Origin of the sequence: Vibrio sp. V30_P3S12P165, from assembly GCF_009904905.1 — a bacterium.
In the GTDB taxonomy this organism is placed as follows: Bacteria; Pseudomonadota; Gammaproteobacteria; order Enterobacterales; family Vibrionaceae; genus Vibrio; species Vibrio fujianensis.
In genome coordinates, this window is record NZ_WXWH01000060.1 from 89623 (window position 1) to 108615 (window position 18993).

Annotated in this window: 21 protein-coding genes; 8 read left to right on the forward strand and 13 right to left on the reverse strand. The window is 47.3% G+C overall.

From position 1 onward, the window contains the following. Positions 1–172: 172 nt before the first annotated feature. On the reverse strand, positions 173–781 hold the full coding sequence (locus CAG57_RS12455; RefSeq protein ID WP_099610245.1) for a bifunctional 4-hydroxy-2-oxoglutarate aldolase/2-dehydro-3-deoxy-phosphogluconate aldolase: 609 nt from the start codon (positions 779–781) through the stop codon (positions 173–175). 9 nt (positions 782–790) lie between these two features. Continuing rightward, entirely contained in the window at positions 791–2164 is a 1374-nt protein-coding gene (locus CAG57_RS12460) for a GntP family permease (RefSeq protein WP_099610244.1), read from the reverse strand. A gap of 158 nt (positions 2165–2322) precedes the next feature. Here CAG57_RS12460 and CAG57_RS12465 point away from each other — a divergent pair, with 158 nt between their 5' ends. Beyond that, complete coding sequence (locus CAG57_RS12465; protein ID WP_099610243.1) at positions 2323–2847, forward strand: gluconokinase; 525 nt, start codon at positions 2323–2325, stop codon at positions 2845–2847. After that, positions 2841–4652 (forward strand): phosphogluconate dehydratase, encoded by a 1812-nt coding sequence (gene edd, locus CAG57_RS12470; RefSeq protein WP_161427574.1) that lies wholly within the window; start codon positions 2841–2843, stop codon positions 4650–4652. The genes CAG57_RS12465 and edd overlap by 7 nt, the downstream gene beginning before the upstream one ends. Here the strand turns inward: edd and CAG57_RS12475 are convergent, their stop codons facing one another. Continuing rightward, entirely contained in the window at positions 4653–5651 is a 999-nt protein-coding gene (locus CAG57_RS12475; RefSeq protein WP_161433942.1) for a LacI family DNA-binding transcriptional regulator, read from the reverse strand. 23 nt (positions 5652–5674) lie between these two features. Then, positions 5675–6166, reverse strand: a complete 492-nt coding sequence (gene greB, locus CAG57_RS12480) for a transcription elongation factor GreB (protein WP_099610241.1) — start codon at positions 6164–6166, stop codon at positions 5675–5677. Positions 6167–6302: 136 nt separating this feature from the next. Between greB and CAG57_RS12485 the strand changes: the two genes are divergently transcribed. Both CAG57_RS12485 and CAG57_RS12490 read left to right on the forward strand, forming a co-directional pair. Further along, a complete protein-coding gene (locus CAG57_RS12485) occupies positions 6303–6974 on the forward strand; it encodes a hypothetical protein (protein WP_099610240.1) in 672 nt (223 codons plus the stop codon). Between the two features lie 18 nt (positions 6975–6992). Continuing rightward, positions 6993–9314 (forward strand): Tex family protein, encoded by a 2322-nt coding sequence (locus tag CAG57_RS12490; RefSeq protein ID WP_161427885.1) that lies wholly within the window; start codon positions 6993–6995, stop codon positions 9312–9314. 88 nt (positions 9315–9402) lie between these two features. On the opposite strand, the gene CAG57_RS12495 is transcribed toward CAG57_RS12490, so the two are convergent. Together CAG57_RS12495 and bioH are read right to left on the reverse strand one after the other, a co-directional pair. After that, positions 9403–9873 carry an ATP-dependent Lon protease gene (locus CAG57_RS12495; RefSeq protein ID WP_161427886.1) on the reverse strand — a complete coding sequence of 157 codons (471 nt, stop codon included), beginning with the start codon at positions 9871–9873 and terminating at the stop codon, positions 9403–9405. Positions 9874–9990: 117 nt separating this feature from the next. After that, positions 9991–10773: a pimeloyl-ACP methyl ester esterase BioH gene (gene bioH / locus CAG57_RS12500; protein WP_161427887.1), complete on the reverse strand. Its 783-nt coding sequence runs from the start codon at positions 10771–10773 to the stop codon at positions 9991–9993. Between the two features lie 85 nt (positions 10774–10858). Between bioH and CAG57_RS12505 the strand changes: the two genes are divergently transcribed. From CAG57_RS12505 to cysQ, 4 genes are all read left to right on the forward strand, one after another. Next, the gene (locus tag CAG57_RS12505; protein ID WP_161427888.1) at positions 10859–11578 is read left to right on the forward strand and encodes a ComF family protein; all 720 of its coding nucleotides are present in this window, start codon (positions 10859–10861) and stop codon (positions 11576–11578) included. A gap of 79 nt (positions 11579–11657) precedes the next feature. Continuing rightward, complete coding sequence (gene nfuA / locus CAG57_RS12510; protein WP_099610237.1) at positions 11658–12245, forward strand: Fe-S biogenesis protein NfuA; 588 nt, start codon at positions 11658–11660, stop codon at positions 12243–12245. 217 nt (positions 12246–12462) lie between these two features. Next, positions 12463–13026 (forward strand): ADP compounds hydrolase NudE, encoded by a 564-nt coding sequence (gene nudE, locus CAG57_RS12515; protein ID WP_099610236.1) that lies wholly within the window; start codon positions 12463–12465, stop codon positions 13024–13026. An 8-nt stretch (positions 13027–13034) separates the two neighbouring features. Further along, positions 13035–13868, forward strand: a complete 834-nt coding sequence (gene cysQ, locus CAG57_RS12520; protein ID WP_099610235.1) for a 3'(2'),5'-bisphosphate nucleotidase CysQ — start codon at positions 13035–13037, stop codon at positions 13866–13868. A gap of 24 nt (positions 13869–13892) precedes the next feature. Here the strand turns inward: cysQ and CAG57_RS12525 are convergent, their stop codons facing one another. Genes CAG57_RS12525 through gspH form a run of 7 tightly spaced genes read right to left on the reverse strand, consistent with a single transcriptional unit; the run spans position 13893 to position 18912 of the window. Further along, entirely contained in the window at positions 13893–14651 is a 759-nt protein-coding gene (locus tag CAG57_RS12525; RefSeq protein ID WP_161427889.1) for a type II secretion system protein N, read from the reverse strand. Between the two features lies 1 nt (position 14652). Then, positions 14653–15147 (reverse strand): type II secretion system protein M, encoded by a 495-nt coding sequence (locus CAG57_RS12530; protein WP_099610233.1) that lies wholly within the window; start codon positions 15145–15147, stop codon positions 14653–14655. After that, on the reverse strand, positions 15144–16373 hold the full coding sequence (gene gspL / locus CAG57_RS12535) for a type II secretion system protein GspL (RefSeq protein ID WP_161427890.1): 1230 nt from the start codon (positions 16371–16373) through the stop codon (positions 15144–15146). Before gspL ends, CAG57_RS12530 begins: the two co-directional genes overlap by 4 nt. Further along, positions 16342–17355 (reverse strand): type II secretion system minor pseudopilin GspK, encoded by a 1014-nt coding sequence (gene gspK / locus CAG57_RS12540; RefSeq protein WP_161427891.1) that lies wholly within the window; start codon positions 17353–17355, stop codon positions 16342–16344. Before gspK ends, gspL begins: the two co-directional genes overlap by 32 nt. Then, a complete protein-coding gene (gspJ, locus tag CAG57_RS12545; protein ID WP_161427892.1) occupies positions 17339–18001 on the reverse strand; it encodes a type II secretion system minor pseudopilin GspJ in 663 nt (220 codons plus the stop codon). The genes gspK and gspJ overlap by 17 nt, the downstream gene beginning before the upstream one ends. Further along, complete coding sequence (gspI, locus tag CAG57_RS12550; RefSeq protein WP_337247047.1) at positions 17988–18341, reverse strand: type II secretion system minor pseudopilin GspI; 354 nt, start codon at positions 18339–18341, stop codon at positions 17988–17990. Before gspI ends, gspJ begins: the two co-directional genes overlap by 14 nt. Next, the gene (gspH, locus tag CAG57_RS12555; RefSeq protein WP_161427894.1) at positions 18331–18912 is read right to left on the reverse strand and encodes a type II secretion system minor pseudopilin GspH; all 582 of its coding nucleotides are present in this window, start codon (positions 18910–18912) and stop codon (positions 18331–18333) included. Before gspH ends, gspI begins: the two co-directional genes overlap by 11 nt. Between the last annotated feature and the right edge of the window lie 81 nt (positions 18913–18993).

Here is an 18993-nt window from a genome sequence, read left to right on the forward strand (position 1 = left end):
GGGTTTATCACTCAAAATGTAACACTGTTTGTCGGCGAGCCACTCAAAGAATTGTTAGCATTTATTACTTATCAATATCATAGCGTAGATGGTTGACAAAAAAAGCGACATCGACGTCGCTAGGGTCTATTGACATTAGAGAAAAAGCCAACCTTACGGTTGGCTTGCTCGATTATCGTTCGCGTATCAGTTGCGCTAACGCATCCCAGTCACCGCGGTCGATCAGTTCAGTCGGCACCATCCATGTTCCACCACACGCCACAACGGAGCTTAAAGCAAGGTAATCTTGCACGTTACCGGGGTTGATACCACCGGTTGGCATAAACCGCACCGGATAAACAGCCGCCAGTGATTTAAGCATCGCAATGCCACCAGAAGGTTCAGCAGGGAAAAACTTTAATGTGGTTAACCCCATTTCCATTGCTTGTTCAACTAAGCTTGGATTATTGACCCCAGGGACAATCGCAATGCGTCGCTGCTGGCAATATTTCACTGTGGTTGGGTTTAGCCCTGGGCTGACAATAAAATCAGCACCGGCTTGCTGTGCTTTATCCACTTGTTCTGTTGTCAATACGGTGCCTGCACCAATTAACATCTCTGGATACGCTTCACGCATCAACCGAATTGACGCTTCTGCCGCTTCAGTGCGAAACGTGACTTCGGCACAGGGTAGGCCGTTCTCCACCAAGACTTTAGCTAATGGAACCGCCTGTTTGGCATCGTTAATCGCAATAACTGGGACAACTTTTATCTCAGCTAATCGTTGTTCAAGAGTAATCATAGATCCACCTTACAAAATAAAGCTTAGGGTCGCGACAATAATAAACGCGATACTACCAAGCAGAGTTTCCATTACTGTCCAAGTTTTGAGTGTGGTTTTCTCATCCATCTCAAGTAAGCGAGAGACTAACCAGAACCCTGAATCATTAAAGTGTGACAATACCGTTGCCCCACCCGCGATGGCGATCACGATAAAGCATAAATCCAGTTCAGACAAACCAGTCGTTTGCGAGACAATCGGGGCCATCAGCGCGGCGGTAGTCGTTAAGGCAACCGTTGCTGAGCCTTGTGCAACCCGCAAACAAGTTGAAATAACAAAGGCAGCAACAATCACCGGCATTCCGGTGTGTGCTAGTACGTCGGCCAACGCTTGACCAATACCGCTGGCACGCAGAACACCACCAAACATCCCTCCCGCACCGGTAACCAAAATCACCGCACAAATCGGAGCCAATGCATCGGTACACAGTTTTTCTAGTTTACTCATACCGTATTTACCGGCAAAGGTTGTCAGGCAAACTAATAAGGTGATGAGCAGCGCTATCGGTGTTTTACCCAACATGCGTAAAAAACCGACCAGAGGATTTTGACCATCAATCATCCCTGCTACCGCTAAGGTATTGAGCCCGGTGTCCATGAAAATGAGTAACACGGGTAACACCAAAATTAATAGTACGGTCGAAAATTTTGGTAGATCGGAGGGATCTTTAAACATCACTTCGGTGTTTAAAAACGCTTTAGAGAGTGGAATGTTAAATTTCTCACCACAATATAAACCAAAGAGATAAGCCCCTAAATACCAAGTAGGAATAGCCACCAGTAATCCGACAACCAGCAGTAAACCGATGTCGGCACCAAGCAGTTCGGCTGCCGCGACTGGGCCTGGATGAGGCGGTACAAAAGCATGCATAACCGCAAATGCCCCTGCGGCAGGTAACGCATACTTCAGCGGAGAGCCTCCGAATCGTTTCGCCACACTAAACAGAATCGGCATCATGACGATTAAGCCAGCATCAAAAAAGATCGGAAAACCAAACATCAGGGATGCGACCCCGAGAGCTAATGGGGCGCGTTGTTCACCAAATCGACCGATTAATGTATCGGCGAGCACTTTTGCGCCGCCGGTCACTTCTAAAATTTTGCCGATCATGGCACCAAGGCCAACCAGTAGTGCTACGGAGGCTAAGGTACCACCAAAGCCGGACATCATGCTGGGGACGACTTTTTCAGCAGGAATTCCGGTCGCAAGCGCGGTACCAAAGCTCACTAAAGTGAGCGACGCAAAAGCGTGTACTTTTAACTTCATTATCAGCACCAACAACGCAAGGATGGCGCAGGCAGCTATCAGTAATAGATAGGTAGGGCTATGTGCAAGTTGTTCCATTTTGTTCACCTTTATCAAGGATAGGATGTTTGTGTCTTAGTTCACAAATCTAAAAGTTACGGGTAACATGTTACCGATAACAACACTAAGATAAAGTCAATTTTTACGGCAAAGTTCAAAATTGAGATCTGGCTCAGATCTCGCAATAAGGAGTCGCTATGACGGGTAATAGCATTATTGTGATGGGCGTCAGTGGTTGCGGAAAAAGTACAATTGGCGCATTGATCGCCCAACGCCTTGGCGCAAAATTTATTGATGGCGATGATCTTCATCCTCGGGCAAATATTGAAAAAATGCGCCGCGGTGAACCCCTCAATGATCATGATCGAGCACCTTGGCTAGAGCGCATCCGCGATGCCGCTTTCAGCTTAGAAAATAAAAGTGAACAAGGCATTATCGTCTGTTCAGCATTGAAAAAAGCGTATCGCGATCAGATTCGAGAAGGCAACCAACATGTAACTTTCCTATTTCTTGATGGCGATAAATCGCTCATTATCGAGCGAATGCGTGCACGTCAAGGGCACTTTATGAAAAGCGACATGTTAGACAGCCAGTTTGCGACTTTACAACGGCCAAGCGCAGAAGAAAAAGATGTGCTTACCATCAATATTGCTCGAGATATTGATGGTGTCGTCGAACAGGCCATCGCCGCGCTACAACAACGGGAGACGCAATCATGTTAGATAAAACGGTATTCGCTGTCACAGAACGTATCGCGACCCGAAGCCAAGCTTTGCGTCAAGAATTTTTAGCCCGGACAGAGCAACAACGGGCCAAAGGGAAAGGAAAGGCAAGCTTATCCTGTGGCAACTTAGCGCACGCTATTGCCGCCTCTTGTCAGAATGAAAAATCCCAGATTCTGGATTTAACCAAAGCCAATTTGGCGATCATTACAGCCTATAATGACATGCTCAGTGCACATCAAGTTTATCAAGATTACCCTGCACGAATTAAAGCTGCACTCAAAACTTGCGGCCATACGGCACAGGTGGCCGGTGGGGTTCCTGCAATGTGCGATGGTGTCACTCAAGGTCAACCAGGGATGGATATGTCGCTATTTTCCCGTGATCTGATTGCGCAAGCGACGGCTATGTCACTCAGCCACAACATGTTTGACGGCACACTGTTACTTGGCATTTGCGATAAAATTGCACCGGGACAATTAATGGGAGCACTCAGTTATGCTCATCTCCCTACGGCATTTATTCCCGCTGGCCCAATGTCAACCGGGATCAGTAATGAAGAAAAAGTCGATATTCGGCAAAAATATAGTGCTGGGCAAGTGGGCCGAGATGCATTGCTTGAAATGGAGTGTAGCTCCTACCACTCACCGGGCACCTGCACCTTTTACGGTACCGCAAACACCAATCAATTAGTCTTTGAGGCAATGGGCTTAATGCTTCCCGGTTCGGCGTTTGTAGCCCCCAACACCCCTCTTCGTCACGCATTAACTGAATATGCTGCTCAGGCCATTGCCGCAATGGCACCGGGCACACCGAATTATCGTCCGCTTTGCCACGTGGTGACAGAAAAAAGCCTGGTTAATGGCTTAATCGCTCTTTTGGCTTCAGGCGGAAGCACCAACCATACCATTCACTTGGTGGCGTTAGCTCGAGCAGCTGGCTTGATTCTCACTTGGCAAGATATGAGCGATTTATCTCAAGTCGTGCCTTTGTTGACCAATGTTTACCCAAATGGAACGGCCGATATCAATGCCTTCGAGCAAGCGGGGGGCGTTCCCATGTTGATGACGCGTTTACACGAGCGGCATTTGTTGCACTGTGATGTCACGCCTGCTTTTGGCCAATTTAGCGACCAGTTAACTCGTCCAACGCTCATTGATGGGCAACTGCATTGGCAAGCCTGCCAAGAGAGCCACGATCCACAAGTGATCGCAACTAAAAATCAACAATTTCAAACAAGCGGAGGGATTAAGGTATTAAAAGGCAACCTCGGGCAAGCGGTGATTAAAATTTCTGCGGTAAAACCTGAGCATCATTGCATTGAAGCTCCGGCCAAGGTGTTTGACTCACAACATGATGTCGAAGCGGCATATCAAGCTGGAGAGCTGAATCAAGATTGTATTGTCGTGGTTCGCTATAGTGGGCCAGCAGCCAATGGCATGCCGGAATTACACAAGCTGATGCCCATTCTGGGGAATGTGCAAAAAGCAGGTTACCAAGTGGCATTAGTAACCGACGGCCGTTTATCTGGTGCATCAGGTAAAATTCCAGCCGCAATACATGTTTCACCAGAGGCATTACGCGGAGGAGCAATCCGGTTACTTCGTGATGGTGATCGCTTACGGTTGGATGCGAAAAATGGCGAATTAACTTGCTTAGTCTCGTTAGCAGACCGCCAGCCTCCCCTTCTGTTCACCGAACAAGAGCAGCAGAGCTGGGGGCGTGAACTGTTCACGATCGCGCGTCAACACGTCACGCCTGCCGATCAAGGGGCTAGCTTTCTCTTTGCTCCACTTGAGCCATGATTACCAACTTGCACCCGGGGTTAAGCGATAACCTAAATCATACACTTTAGGCTCAACCGATTGACCCGACAGTGCCGTCAGCAATAGCTCGGCACTTTTTTTACCAATCGCAAAACGCGGGGTCTCAACACTGGTTAATTTAGGAATAATGGCCTGACCAATGTCGAGCGCATTATATCCCACCACAGCAATTTTTTGAGGCACCGCAATACCATGATGAGAACAATACATCATGGCACCAATGGCTAGGTCATCATTGGTACAGAAAATCGCATCCATATCTGGATATTGCTCGAGCGCCTGCTGTAATAACTCGCCGCCCAAGGTAAAACTAGAATGCTCTCCGGTAGAGACTTGGATGGGCAAAAGCCCCGCTTCCTCCATCGCACGCTGATAGCCTTGCATCCGCAGTTTTGTTCGAGTATCCAACCGAGCCGCTAAATAGATGATTTTTTTTCTCCCTCTGGCGATCAATTGCTGTATCACTTCATAAGAGATCTGTTCATGATTCAACCCGACCGCCATATCAATCGGCTGAGTGGGGATCTCCATCGTTTCCACGACCGGAATACCGGCGGATTTAAGCATTTGTAACGCGCGTTCGGTATGGTTGGTTTCGGTTAAAATCAGCGCATCGACCCGATAAGAGAGAAAAGCGGCAATTTTGCTTTCTTCGACCTGCACGTTATAACCGGTATGGGCAATTAAGGTATCGTACCCCGCCGCTTGAGTGACCTCTTCAATACCTTGTACTAGGTGAGCAAACACTTGATTCGATAGTGACGGTAATATAATCCCAATCGCCCGACTAGAGGATTTAGACATAATAGAGGGCACGCGGTTATGAATATAACCTATACTTTCAATTACTTGAGATATTTTTTTTTGCGTTTTTTCTGCCACTGAACTGGGGTCACGCAAATAGCGTGAGACCGTCATTTTGGTCATACCAACCTGATCGGCAATATCTTGCAAAGTGGGTCTTGTTTTCTTTTGCATACGGTTCCTAGCCCCAACCTATCTTATCGGTTGGTGGACTCTTTCTCATAACGAATAGCATTAATAAACCAGAGTTTATCACCAGTTGGCGTTTTTACCGTGACTTCGTCATCCACTTGTTTTTTTAACAAGGCTCGTGCCATGGGAGAATCAATCGAGATATAACCTTTCGCCTCACCATAAATTTCTTCTGGCCCAACGATGCGTAAGGTTTTTTTCTCGCCCATTTCATTCTCTATTTCTACCCAAGCACCAAAAAAGACTCGCCCTTCTTGCTGAGGGGAGTAATCGACAATGGTTAACTCTGGTAATAACTTACGCAAATAACGAACACGACGATCAATTTGCCGGAGTAAGCGTTTATTGAAGGTGTAATCGGCATTTTCTGAGCGGTCACCAAGGCTGGCTGCCCACGTCACGATCTTAGTAATTTCCGGACGCTTCTCATGCCATAGATGATCGTGCTCTTGTTTAAGCTGATTATAACCCGCGCGAGTGATGAGTTTGGTTTTCACTATTGACTCCCAGGACAAGGTGATTACAGAAATTAAAATAATTCATTTTCGTGATAAACCTCACGAAAAATATTGAAATTAAAAACAGCGTTCATATAATAATCGACTACGCTTTCTCCACAACTAGGATCCGCCAATGAAACAACTCACCGCCAGGCAAACGGTTCAGCGACACATTCTAGAAGCTCTATTACTGACTTTCTTAACCTTACTGGCTCCCATCATGGTCTATGTGGATCTCAACATTTTCCAACACGGTGTACCAGAAATTGGAGCTACCGAAATTACCCAAGAACTCTTTGCCTTAATCAGTGCACTATTATTTACAAAACTGGCCTACAAATTACCACAACAACGCGGCTTCTATACTCTTGTAGCTGGATTTTTCTTCTGCGTTGTTATTCGCGAACTTGATCAGTTTTTTGATCTCATTTGGCATGGTTTCTGGCTTATTCCTGCAATCTTATGCGCTGTTGTTGCTATTGGTTATGCTGTCTTTCGCTGCCAAGGCTCCGTGTTACAACCCATGGCTAATTTTACTCACACCAAAGCCTACCCTTTTTTACTTATTGGTTTATTAATTTTGCTTATTTTTAGTCGAGTATTTGGTAGCGGTAGCCTATTTTGGATGAGTATCATGGGTGATGCCTATGTACATGGCTTCAAAAATGCCCTACAAGAAGGGCTAGAACTGCTAGGCTATAGTTTTATTTTTTATTCCGCTTGTCTAAATTACGTTAAAAATCATCCAATCACAGAAAAGACGTTGCAGCCGATGCCTGGCTACGTACAATCCGTACATCATTGATAGACAAAGAGACGACGGATGAGCCAAGCTATCTGCCAACAGATTGCCGAGGAGCTAAATGTTCGCTCCGAACAAGTAATCGCCGCTGTAACCCTAATTGATGACGGTAACACCGTCCCTTTTATTGCCCGCTACCGTAAAGAGGTGACGGGCGGTTTAGACGATACGCAACTGCGCCACTTAGATAGCCGCCTAGCTTATCTGCGAGAGATGGAAGATCGTCGCCAATCGATTCTCAAATCGATTCAAGAGCAAGGTAAGTTAACACCTCAATTAGAGCAAGCAATTCTCAGCGCCGAGAATAAAACTCGCTTAGAAGATCTCTACCTGCCTTACAAACCTAAGCGACGCACGAAAGGACAAATTGCCATTGAGGCTGGGCTTGAACCTCTGGCGGAACGCTTATGGCAACACGCCGATGTTGACCCAGAACAAGAAGCCAACCGCTACTTAAACCCCAACCAAGGTATTACCGATGCCAAAGCGGCCCTTGATGGTGCTCGAGCTATTATTATGGAACGTATTGCGGAAGATGCCGACTTACTCGGAAAAATTCGTCAGTACCTCCAACGCCATGCTGAGATTGTGTCGTTAGTTGTCAGTGGTAAAGAGCAAGAAGGTGAAAAATTTAAAGATTATTTTGCCCACCGCGAGCCAATCAGCAAAGTGCCGTCGCACCGAGCTTTAGCTATGCTGCGTGGTCGTAATGAAGGTTTTTTAACTTTAAGCGTGAATGCAGACCCAGAACAAGAAGAGACGCTTCGCCACTCCTATTGTGAAACCCTGATTGCAGAACATTACGGTTTGGCGCTGAGCCAAGCACCGGCAGATTCTTGGCGTAAACAGGTGGTCAGTTGGGCATGGCGAATTAAAGTGTCGATGCATATGGAAACAGAATTAATGGGGGCGATGAAAGAGCGAGCGGAACTCGAAGCCATTGATGTATTTGCCACCAATCTTAAAGATTTATTGATGGCCGCGCCTGCCGGCCCAAGAGCAACACTCGGTCTCGATCCCGGTTTGCGTACCGGATGTAAAGTTGCGGTGGTGGATGCAACAGGTAAAGTGCTTGCCACCGAAACCATTTATCCTCACCAACCCCAGAATCAATATGATCGCGCGTTGCAAACGCTCGCCACTTTGGTCAAAAAACATCATGTTGATTTGATTGCAATTGGCAATGGAACCGCCTCACGAGAGACAGACAGCTTGGTCGCCGATTTAATTAAACGTGAGCAGTTAAAAGTGCAAAAAATAATGGTCAGTGAGGCGGGAGCTTCCGTGTACTCAGCCTCCGAGCTGGCCGCAAAAGAATTTCCAGATATGGATGTTTCACTACGAGGCGCAGTTTCCATCGCTCGTCGTTTGCAAGATCCATTGGCCGAGTTGGTCAAAATTGATCCGAAGTCGATTGGTGTCGGTCAATATCAACATGATGTGAGCCAGACTTTACTGGCAAAACGCCTTGATGCAGTGGTAGAAGATTGTGTTAACGCCGTCGGGGTCGATGTCAATACCGCATCAGCCGCCTTGCTAACACGTGTCGCTGGGTTATCAGCCACTCTAGCGCAAAATATTGTTCACTATCGCGATGAGAATGGCCGATTTGATAGCCGCAACACCTTGAAGAAAGTCCCTCGCCTTGGGCCTAAAGCCTTTGAACAGTGCGCGGGCTTTTTGCGCATTATGGATGGAAAAAACCCCCTGGATGCTTCCGCGGTTCACCCCGAAGCTTATCCAGTGGTAAAAATGATTGCGGAAAAAAATCATAAAGCGCTCAAGTCACTGATTGGACATAGTGACTTCCTTCGTTCACTCCATGCGGTTGATTACACCAACGATCTCTTTGGTGTTCCAACGGTCACCGATATTATTAAAGAACTGGATAAACCGGGGCGAGATCCCCGTCCTGAGTTCAAAACCGCGACCTTTGCGGAAGGCGTTAATCGTGTTGCAGACTTAGAAATTGGCATGGTGCTCGAAGGGGTGGTGTCGAATGTGGCTAATTTTGGTGCTTTTGTCGATATTGGCGTCCATCAAGATGGCTTAGTGCATATTTCAGCACTCACCGATCGCTTTGTCTCTGACCCGAGAGAAGTGGTTAAAGCGGGCGATATTGTCAAAGTAAAAGTGATGGAAGTTGATACGCAGCGTAAGCGAATCGCTCTGTCTATGCGTTTAAATGATGAGCCCGGGCAACATTCAGCGCGGGCAACTCGCGCTTCATCTCGTTCAGAAGCTTCGCCTCGTCAGATAAAACCGACTCGACACAATGAAAAAGCCAACGCTGGTGCCATGAGTGGTGCCTTTGCGGCCGCATTTGCTAAAGCCAAAAAGTAGCCACGGGCTCGCTTGAGCCAGAAAAAATCCCCATCGACTCATTGCCGATGGGGATTTTGCTCTTTTATCATCCACCTTGTGATGACGACTACAAGATGGCTATCACATCCGAGGGCGTATTGGGCGCAACCGCGTGCCCGTAATAGAATTTTATCACGGTACGCCGGCGAGCCATTTGGCCCTCAGCTATCGCTGCATCAATGATTCGCTTTGGCAATCGAAAGCGCATCGCATAACCCTTACCTTGCTCTTCACTGTAAGAAGCTAAGGCTAATAAATCAAACAAGCGATCTAACTCATTACGTGACTCTTCACGTAATAATGCGGCGGTATCGCGCTCGCTCTCCTTCTCATAACCAGGATGCTCTGCTGGATCCCAAGCCGAATGTTTACGCCGCTTATCATCCTCCTTGATTTTACGCTCAGCCTGAGATTTGGTCAGCTCTACGGTTGCCGTAACAGGCGCGCGGCTCCGATTATCTCGTGACGCTTGCTCTGTCTGAATATTCACTGATGGGGCAATAAGTGGCACACTAACATGCGTTGGTGACACGATCATCGCTGAAACCTCCTCAGCATCGCCCGTCCCTCAAGCACCTTAACGCTTTCGGGTTAGCTTAATTATCGACCAATGGCAGAAAAGATTGAGCGCTAATTTACCGATTTGAAACAAAATTTACACCTGATTTGCAAAACGAATAATTCGCTGACAGAACTCATCCAGCTCGGTCAAAAAAGGGGCATGGGCTGAACATTGAAAAATATGTACCGCACTCGTTGGCATTAACGCGTTTAATGACTGTGCAATATAAACCGGCACCAAGCCATCTAATCGTCCATAAAGGCGCAGGATAGGAATAGAAAGCTCCGTCAGTGGAGCCCGTAAATCTGTATTCGATAAAATGTTTAACCCAGCCCGTAACGCCTCAGGATTCGGCGCAGGTCGCGACAAAATGGCTTGCTTTAATTGCTTAATATCTTGCCGTGCTGAAGGGCTTCCCATCGCTTGTAGAGCCAGAAAACGTTCCACAGTCGGATGAAAGTCAACTAATAATTGCTGCGTAAAAGCCGTCAACACATCAGGTTTAATCCCCCGCCATGCCGGCTCGTTCGGTTTTGCCGCGGCAAATTTGGGCGAAGAGGCAACGGTAATCAACTGTACAACATAATCTGGATAATTAATTGCCATATAGGTGGCGACTAATCCCCCTAATGACCACCCTAACCAAATCGCTTGACGTGGTGCTTGCCTCACTAATGCTTGCGCTATCTGGGCTAAATTTTCTGCATGACACCCAGCACTATGGCCATAACCAGGAAGATCGACAACATGGACGCGAAAGTTGGCCTGTAACTGTTCACACGCTTGCTGCCACACGGCCCCATTCATCCCCCAACCATGCACCAGTACCAGATCAGGGCCTTTCCCTTGAACTTGCCAATACAAATCTGTTGCCATCTTCACTTTTCCTCCTACCAAAATCAGCCTTATTTTCCCGCTCAAGCTGCACAATATAAACGGATACCTTATTCAAGGCTAAAATATGTCACTCGGAGTGATCGACGCTTTCAAAAAAATACCCACTTGGTTAGCACCAGCCTGCGCATTATGCCGTCTGCCACTGGATAATCAGGCACAATATGGTCTCTGTTCTGCTTGTCAGGCTTGGTTTGCTGCCACTGTTCGCTGTCCTCGCTGTGGTTTGCCCTGCTTAACCGTAACCGACGCATGTGGTCAATGTTTACACTCGCCCCCGCCTTGGCAACGGCTATTTTGTATCGGCGATTATCAATTTCCGCTTAGTCACATGATTCACCAGTTCAAATACCAGCGCCAATTCTGGCAAGCCCGTGACTTAGCCGCCCGTCTTGCTGACACGATCAAACAGCCCGCGCCACTGCTCACCGCTGTGCCTCTTCACTGGCGACGCCAATGGTACAGAGGGTTTAATCAAAGTGAGTTACTGGCGCAAGCATTGGCTCAACAGCTCGGCAGTCAGTTTTCACCAACGCTATTTACTCGTCGGCGAGCAACACCAGCACAACAGTCGTTGACCAAACAACAACGAGAACGTAATTTAACTGGCGCATTTGAGCTTAATCAGCGCCCGACTCACTCACATATTGCGATTGTTGATGATGTGGTCACCACGGGCAGTACAATGCGACAATTATGCCATTTACTACTTGAAGTCGGCATCGAAAGGATTGATATTTACTGTCTATGCCGTACTCCTGAGCCGAGTGTTCTCTTAACCCCTTGAGTATAAAAAGGGCTGGATCCTCTCTGTCACAGGAGTAGAATGGTCAACAGTAACCTACAAAACTACTCAGGTATTCGTCGTGTCAAATCCTATTATTATTACAGAATCTGCTCAGTCCCACTTCGCTAAACTCTTGGCTCAGCAACCTGAAGGTACCAATATTCGGGTGTTTGTGGTTAATCCCGGAACACAGAATGCTGAATGTGGTGTCTCTTATTGCCCGCCAGAGGCCGTTGAAGCCACGGATACTGAAATCTCATTTACTGGTTTTTCCGCCTACATTGATGAGTTAAGTCTTCCTTTTCTTGATGATGCAGAGATTGACTTTGTGACCGATAAAATGGGCTCACAACTCACACTCAAAGCGCCTAATGCCAAAATGCGTAAAGTAGCGGATGATGCGCCACTCATGGCTCGGGTTGAATACGCCATCCAAACTCAAGTTAACCCACAACTGGCTGGACATGGCGGCCATGTTAGCTTAATCGATATTACTGATGAGGGAGTGGCGTTAGTTCAATTTGGAGGCGGTTGCAACGGTTGTTCAATGGTCGATGTCACATTAAAAGATGGCATTGAGAAAGAACTGCTCGCTCAATTTGAAGGGGAATTGACCGCCGTGCGCGACTCCACCGAACATGATCGTGGTGAACACTCGTACTACTAAGGTCTGCTGACCTTGCGCGGTTAAATTTTGCTCGAGATAAAAGCGTTTTCATCGTAGCGAGAGGTTTGTGGCCTAGTCATACTAAGCAAAAGGCCTCTCAACCAAGAGTAAAATACCGGTTTTGCCGATCAGCTGATGCCAAACATCAGCTTTTTTATTCTCACAGACCCTTTTTTCTCATATATTAAGAAAGCGTTGTCTATGAAGGAGTTCGCCAATGCCCTCTAAAACCTTACCCGAGATTTTGACGCAACATACGGTTGCGCAATCTAAGCTTTTTGCAATCGAGGCACTTGATCTGCGCTTCTCGAACGGGGCAGAACGAACTTATGAACGGATGAGACCCAGTGGGCGTCATGCGGTAATGATGGTTCCGATTACTCAACAGGGCGATATTTTATTAGTTCGCGAATATGCTGTAGGCACAGAGCGGTATGAACTTGGTTTTCCGAAAGGGTTAATCGACCCCGGAGAGTCACCAGAGCAGGCGGCTATTCGTGAGTTAAAAGAAGAAATTGGCATGGGAGCAACGCAACTAACCCCATTAAAGGAGGTGGTGTTGGCCCCCTCCTATTTTTCTAGTCGCATGACCCTTTTCATTGCTCAAGGGCTATACTCAGAACAGCTAGAGGGCGACGAGCCCGAACCCCTTGAAGTGGTACGCTGGCCTTTAGCTCAAGCAGAAGAGTTGATCACGCATCTCGATTTTAGTGAAGCGCGCAGCATTAGTGCTCTGCTGCTTACTCTTCGTTGTTTATCAGCCTCTCCCATTCAGCGATAGGAGCGAGTATGCCAACGGTTAACGATCTTGCCCATTTATTGCCGGAAGTGATCAGCATTGCGCGTTCTGCCGGGCAGCTTATTCTCGATATTTATGAAAATAAATCGTACCAAGCGTTCACTAAGCAGGATGACACACCTGTCACGAGTGCTGATCTTGCCGCACATAAGCTAATTACAGAACGGTTAAGTGCACTGACTCCCGACATTCCAGTGTTATCGGAAGAAGCAGCTGATATCAGTTTAACGACACGAGAAACTTGGCGACGCTACTGGCTGGTTGACCCATTAGATGGTACTCAGGAGTTTATTGCCCGTAGCGGGGATTTTGCGACAGTCATTGCTTTGGTTGAAGATCATCAGCCAGTTATGGGCGTGGTGTATGGGCCGGTTTCTGGGGTCACTTATTACGCCTATAAAGGTAAAGGAGCATGGAAAATCCCCGATATGGCAGAAAGCCTGCGAATTCAGAGCCATAAACATCAGTTACCTGGTCAACCGATTGCTATCGCCATTAGTCGTCGACAAGATATTAATCGCATTACACGGCATTTGAGTGCGCAATGGAATTATGATTTAGTTCCCCTAGGCTCAGCAGCTCTGAAAGCCTGTCTGGTAGCAGAAGGGGCGGTTGACTGTTATCTAAGATTAGGCCCTACCGGAGAGTGGGATACTGCGGCAACACAATGTATTGTTGAAGAAGCAGGTGGACGAATCCTTGATACTGAACTCGACCCTCTGTCTTATAATGAGCGGGATACATTAGAAAACCCTAACTTCATTGTATTAGGGGATGCCGACTTACCTTGGCAGGATATATTAATCATCCAACACCAATGCTAAAGCAGGGCGTAATGCCCTGCCCGACTAGAAGCGCCCTTGCTGATTAAACGAATAACGGCCTAACCCATCCGGAGTCGGCAAATAGTTTAACTGCTCAGCTAAACGAGTAGGAAAATCTGCCCCAGGTTTGAACCATGCTTGCGCACTAAAACGGCGATCGGCCTGCACTTCCGCTGAAAATTCACTGCTCATTTGCTTGTTTTGCTGGCTACCATGCACCGTCAATACACTTTGCTGGCAAGAAAGATCAGCCATTATTGGGCCAAGCTCCAATTTACCGAGAGGGGTTCCAATTTCACTTTGCGTCCAAGCCAGTACGCCCTCCGCCTGAGCACACCACGGCGCTTGGTAACGATAATGCCGCAGCGTCAATTCAATTTGCCCTTGTAAGCTCACCGGAACTGGCAACCTTAAGTAAGGCTGCACCTGCTCGGCAGGCAAAGAAAGCACCACATGCTCAGCAAATGGGCCAGAAAAATCATAGCCCACGACGCCTTTACCTTGCACCTGCTTATCGCTTCCTCGACCAAAACGAACGTTAAGCTGGGCTTTCGCAGTAAATAAGGCTGACCAGTCCCATTGCCACTGTACCTGTCCCCAATTTTGCTGCTGCCAACGCACTTGCTTGGCACTGCCATGCCATACGGTGCCATCAACACCTTGGATCACCAAACCAGTAGGTAGTGGAAGATGAGTGAAAACAACCTGAGCGGGTAAATGTGCAATTGCACTCACCACCATGACCAACACAAATAAACAGCTATAACGCACTATCGGTTTCATCTCACCCTACCCGTTTGAACTGCAAACGTTTTACCTCAACCACACCCGAGGTTTTTCCTCGCTCCAAATCCATATACTCAACATCAATGCCTTGCCGTTCTTTTAAATAAGCCAGCCAATCAACTAATTGAGAAAAAGGGACGGGTTGAATCCAAACCTGCATTCTGTCACCACGCGGCTGGACTCTCACCAGCTCAACTTTAAATTGTCCAGTTGAAGAAGCAATCACCTGATTCAATGGCTGAGTTGAGCGAACCACACCGCTCTGCTGACGCAAGCTAACAATTTGATCAGCGCGCTTTTCTACCCACTGAAGTAATTGCTTTTCCGTGTTCAGACGCACATTTACGGCGGCACTCTGCTGCTGCAGAGGGACTAGGATTCCCCAATAAAGTAGCCCGAGTAATGCTGCAGCACCACCAATCAGCAATAATCGCTGCTCACGTTGGCTAATGCTCTGCCACCACAGTCCAAGTGCGGTTAATTTCTGTTTCATTCGTCACGCCCTGCCATTGCTTTCAGTACAAAGGAACCGAATACCCGCTCAGCATTCTTATTTAATTGCCCCTGCTCTACCACAAAATATTGGGCTAATTTTACTCTCGCCTGCTCAAAGCTCTGAAAATCAGGCCCGCTCACGTCAAGACGGAGCTCGGCTCGATTGGCATCAAAACGTAAGCTTTGAATTTCCATCCTTTCCATCTGTCCAATGCTTTCGGGGAGTAAATTCAGCCAGTTGAGTAGCACTTCAGCTTGCGAACCACCAGACAGAGCCGTTAACTCGTCACTCATTTGTCGTTTTAAATAACTCACCGTGGGAATACGTTGCTTATCAGGAAAAATCGTTCTGAAAATGCGTTCACTTTCAGCCCGATAGGCTTGTGCCGTTAAGCGAGCTTGATGAAGGTGTAACCCTTGGCTGACCAAGAGCACCACCAATAAGAACACCGCAGAGATGGCCGTCTTTCGCCAGATAAGCCAATGTTTAAGCCAAGATGATTTGGGTTTGAAGCTTCCGGTCAATAGGTTGATTTTATGGCTAAAAAGCTGCTCAGCGATCAATGGCATCCAAGGCCGTTCAAGAGCGTTCTCCCACACCTGATCTGCCGCTAACGGTAAGTCAGGCAAGGGCGTATAAGCAATAAGAGGCAGCGGTTGATCCGCCCCATTCACCCATTCTGTCGCACAAAACCAAGATAGCCAATCTTGCTCTATGCTAATACCGTGATAGTTTCCTTTACGGATCAACCAGTCAGATCCCAGCTGCAATGCACTCAGCCCGTCGTGGTTGACCGGCAGCGTCAACACATCTGGTACCACACGCTTAACGACAATCCCGAATGATGCCAGCTGATCTAGGATCGACTGCAACCAAGCTCGCTCGATCACGGCGACAAAAGCCTGTTCACCTTGCCTATCCACCACGGAGAAATGCAACTCATCAACATCCTGAGCGAGTTCATCTTCCAATAAATACGGTAAAATAGAGGAGAACTGGCGGCTGGCTCCGGACGGGATCGTCACTTGCGTTAATAACAGATCACTGCTGGCTAACAAGACAATGGTTGAGCGCTGAAGCGCATGTGGGGCTAACTGATCCAGCTGTTGCCACCCCTCCAGCGTTCCATGGTCAAGCACTTCCTGTTGAGTGGAAGACCAGACAAACCAAAGAATGGGCGCATTTTGTTGACTACTCAGCCGAACGATTAAGCTCTCGCTCACCGACTCCTCCATAGCGACGGCGTATCACCGTTGCATCCTTTTTATTACGACTATAAAACAGGCTGCGAATCCGTACTTGAGACGTCTCCACTTTCACCTGTGCATCTAATTCAAAATAGTGGCTATCAACGCTTAAATAAGCACGAGCTTCTTCACGACGAGCTTGTTCTACCGCTGCAATCTGTGGTTCAGCTAAAAAACTTGCCACACTGTCCCAACCATCAAAAGGGCGAGACTCTAACACGCTTTTGGCGTTCGATTCACTTAAATATGGGCTGAACATGGCCACCAATAATTTCGCTTGTTCTGGCGCAAGAGTGTTGATGTTTAAACGCCAATCTTGGTCTGGAAGGGCACACACATAGGGGGTGAGTAAATGCATCACCTTCCCTCCCATTTGATAAACCGCTCGAAGCTCACTGCTATCGGCTAATCGCCCATTAGGGGGTAAATAAGCTGGCGTCATTGATTCATACAGTGCATCTTCCGCACCATTGGCTCGGTTTACACGGTCATCATTGTCAATAAAATCCCACGTTGCATCGGCGATCGTTTCTGCTTGATAATTCTCGACTTCTAATTCATCCAGTAACGCTCGCCACACTCGGTAAACATAAGGTGGTGTATTATTACTGTTGGCTGCCAACCCTGAGAACACATTGACATTAAAGCAGGCCTGTTTATCGATAATACTTCCAGTGACCTGCCCATAATCAAGTGGGTAGGTACGGTTGCTTTGCGCCCAAGGTTGATTGAGGTTGATGGTGTCGTTGTCTTTATAGCTTTGTTCAATCGCGACTTTCGCTAATGATTCCACGCCAATCGAATACCAATACGCCTGCTGATAACCAACCTGATGATTAGCTCGCTGAAATTGGCTAAACATCCGTTGAGACATGGTCGCAGCAATCGAGACCATGATTGCTAAGAGCAATAATACAATGATCAGTGCCACGCCTCGCTGGTTATGATGACGAGTCATTCGTCTCTCCCACCGAGCCACCGGTTAATAAATAAATACGTTCAATCTCACCATAATCTTTTAATGTCAAACCGATCGCGATAGCTTGTGGTAGCACTTGTTGGGTTTCCCATTGATTAGACCATTGCCCATTAAGATAGAAGCGAACCGACCAAGCTTCGACATCATTCAATAAAGGGGCAATGATCGGCTCTTGCCCGGTCGGTGTATCGGGATAACGCCACCAGACTCTTTCGAGCACTTGCTCTTTGATTCGATAGCCGACTTTCAACACTTCCCCGCGTGGAAATTGTTGTTGAGGATTGTGCCAACCAAGACGAGTGAACAGCAAGCCTTTCGTGTCAGAGTCGAGTAAGTAATCCTGCCATTGTACAAGTTGTGCTGACGCCGATTCACCCTCGTGACGAAAGGGACGCAACGCCATCTGGCGGAAATCTGCATCCATAATGACCATCGCTCGCTGTAACTCACTCAACCTTGCTTCGCGCTGAGCCGAAACTTGATTACTTTGCTGAACTTGATACAACACTTGATAAGCTGCCACACTCAAGCTGGCAAAAATCGCCATCGCAACCAGCACTTCAATGAGTGTAAACCCGTGCGCTGTGCTTTTATTTCCCCACGCTGTGCTTTTATTTGGCCACATAGCTTCTTACCGTAATAACCGGAGAGGCTTTGGCCTCCGTGGCCACACTCACATCAAAAGCGGCTAAAATAGCGTTCGAAGTTTTCACTGGAGTGATGCGCCAATACCAGGTTCTGCCAGCGAGTTCTTCTCGTCCTTCACGTTCAGCTAATGACTTTGCATTCAAGTGCACTTTTGCCATCTGGTTATCAGCGACCATGGCAGCAAATGCCTTCTCTTCCAAATAACTGATGGTATTGACGTGTTGAGTCACTGAGCGCATCACACTCATGGCGGCGGTGGCAAAAATGGCTAACGCCACCAAGACTTCTAATAAAGTAAACCCTCGTCTATGGTGTATCATCTGACTCTCCGGGAGCAAGTAGACGAATCTGTCCATTCTCTTTCACCACGATCTGCCAACCAGTGTCGATACTTTGCTGAGTGGCATAAATAGTAAGATGAAACGGAGTGATCTCTCCACTGGATAAAATAAACACTTGAGGGGCGGGCTGTACTGGCTGTGTTTCGGATTCGGCAAGCATTTGTTCGTCGAATAAGGTGCTGGGAATAAATAATCTATCTTTGTCTTGCCAAGCCCCCCCACCGACCAAAAATTGCACACTGAGTTTATCATCTAACAATAGCTGTGCCGCAAAGCCGGTTTTATCAATCCGCTGCCAACCTTTCTCACTCAATTGCAAAAATGTCATGCGTTGTTTTTGTTCATCAACTCGCAGTCCAAAATCTAAACCACTTAACAAGGCTTCTTCATTCAACAATTGCAAACGCTGAAACAGACTTTGAGCACTTTTTTCAATTTCATCATTGTGTTTGGCAGGTAAGGTCGCAATCACAGCAACAGCGCTGAGTGAAAGTAACACTAACACCAACATTATTTCGAGAAGCGTAAAACCGCGCTGCCATCTCATCCAACATCACCCAATACCATAACCACCAAGATCAACGTGCTCATTCGCCGTGTTTATCGAAACCTTTATTGTTTATCGAAA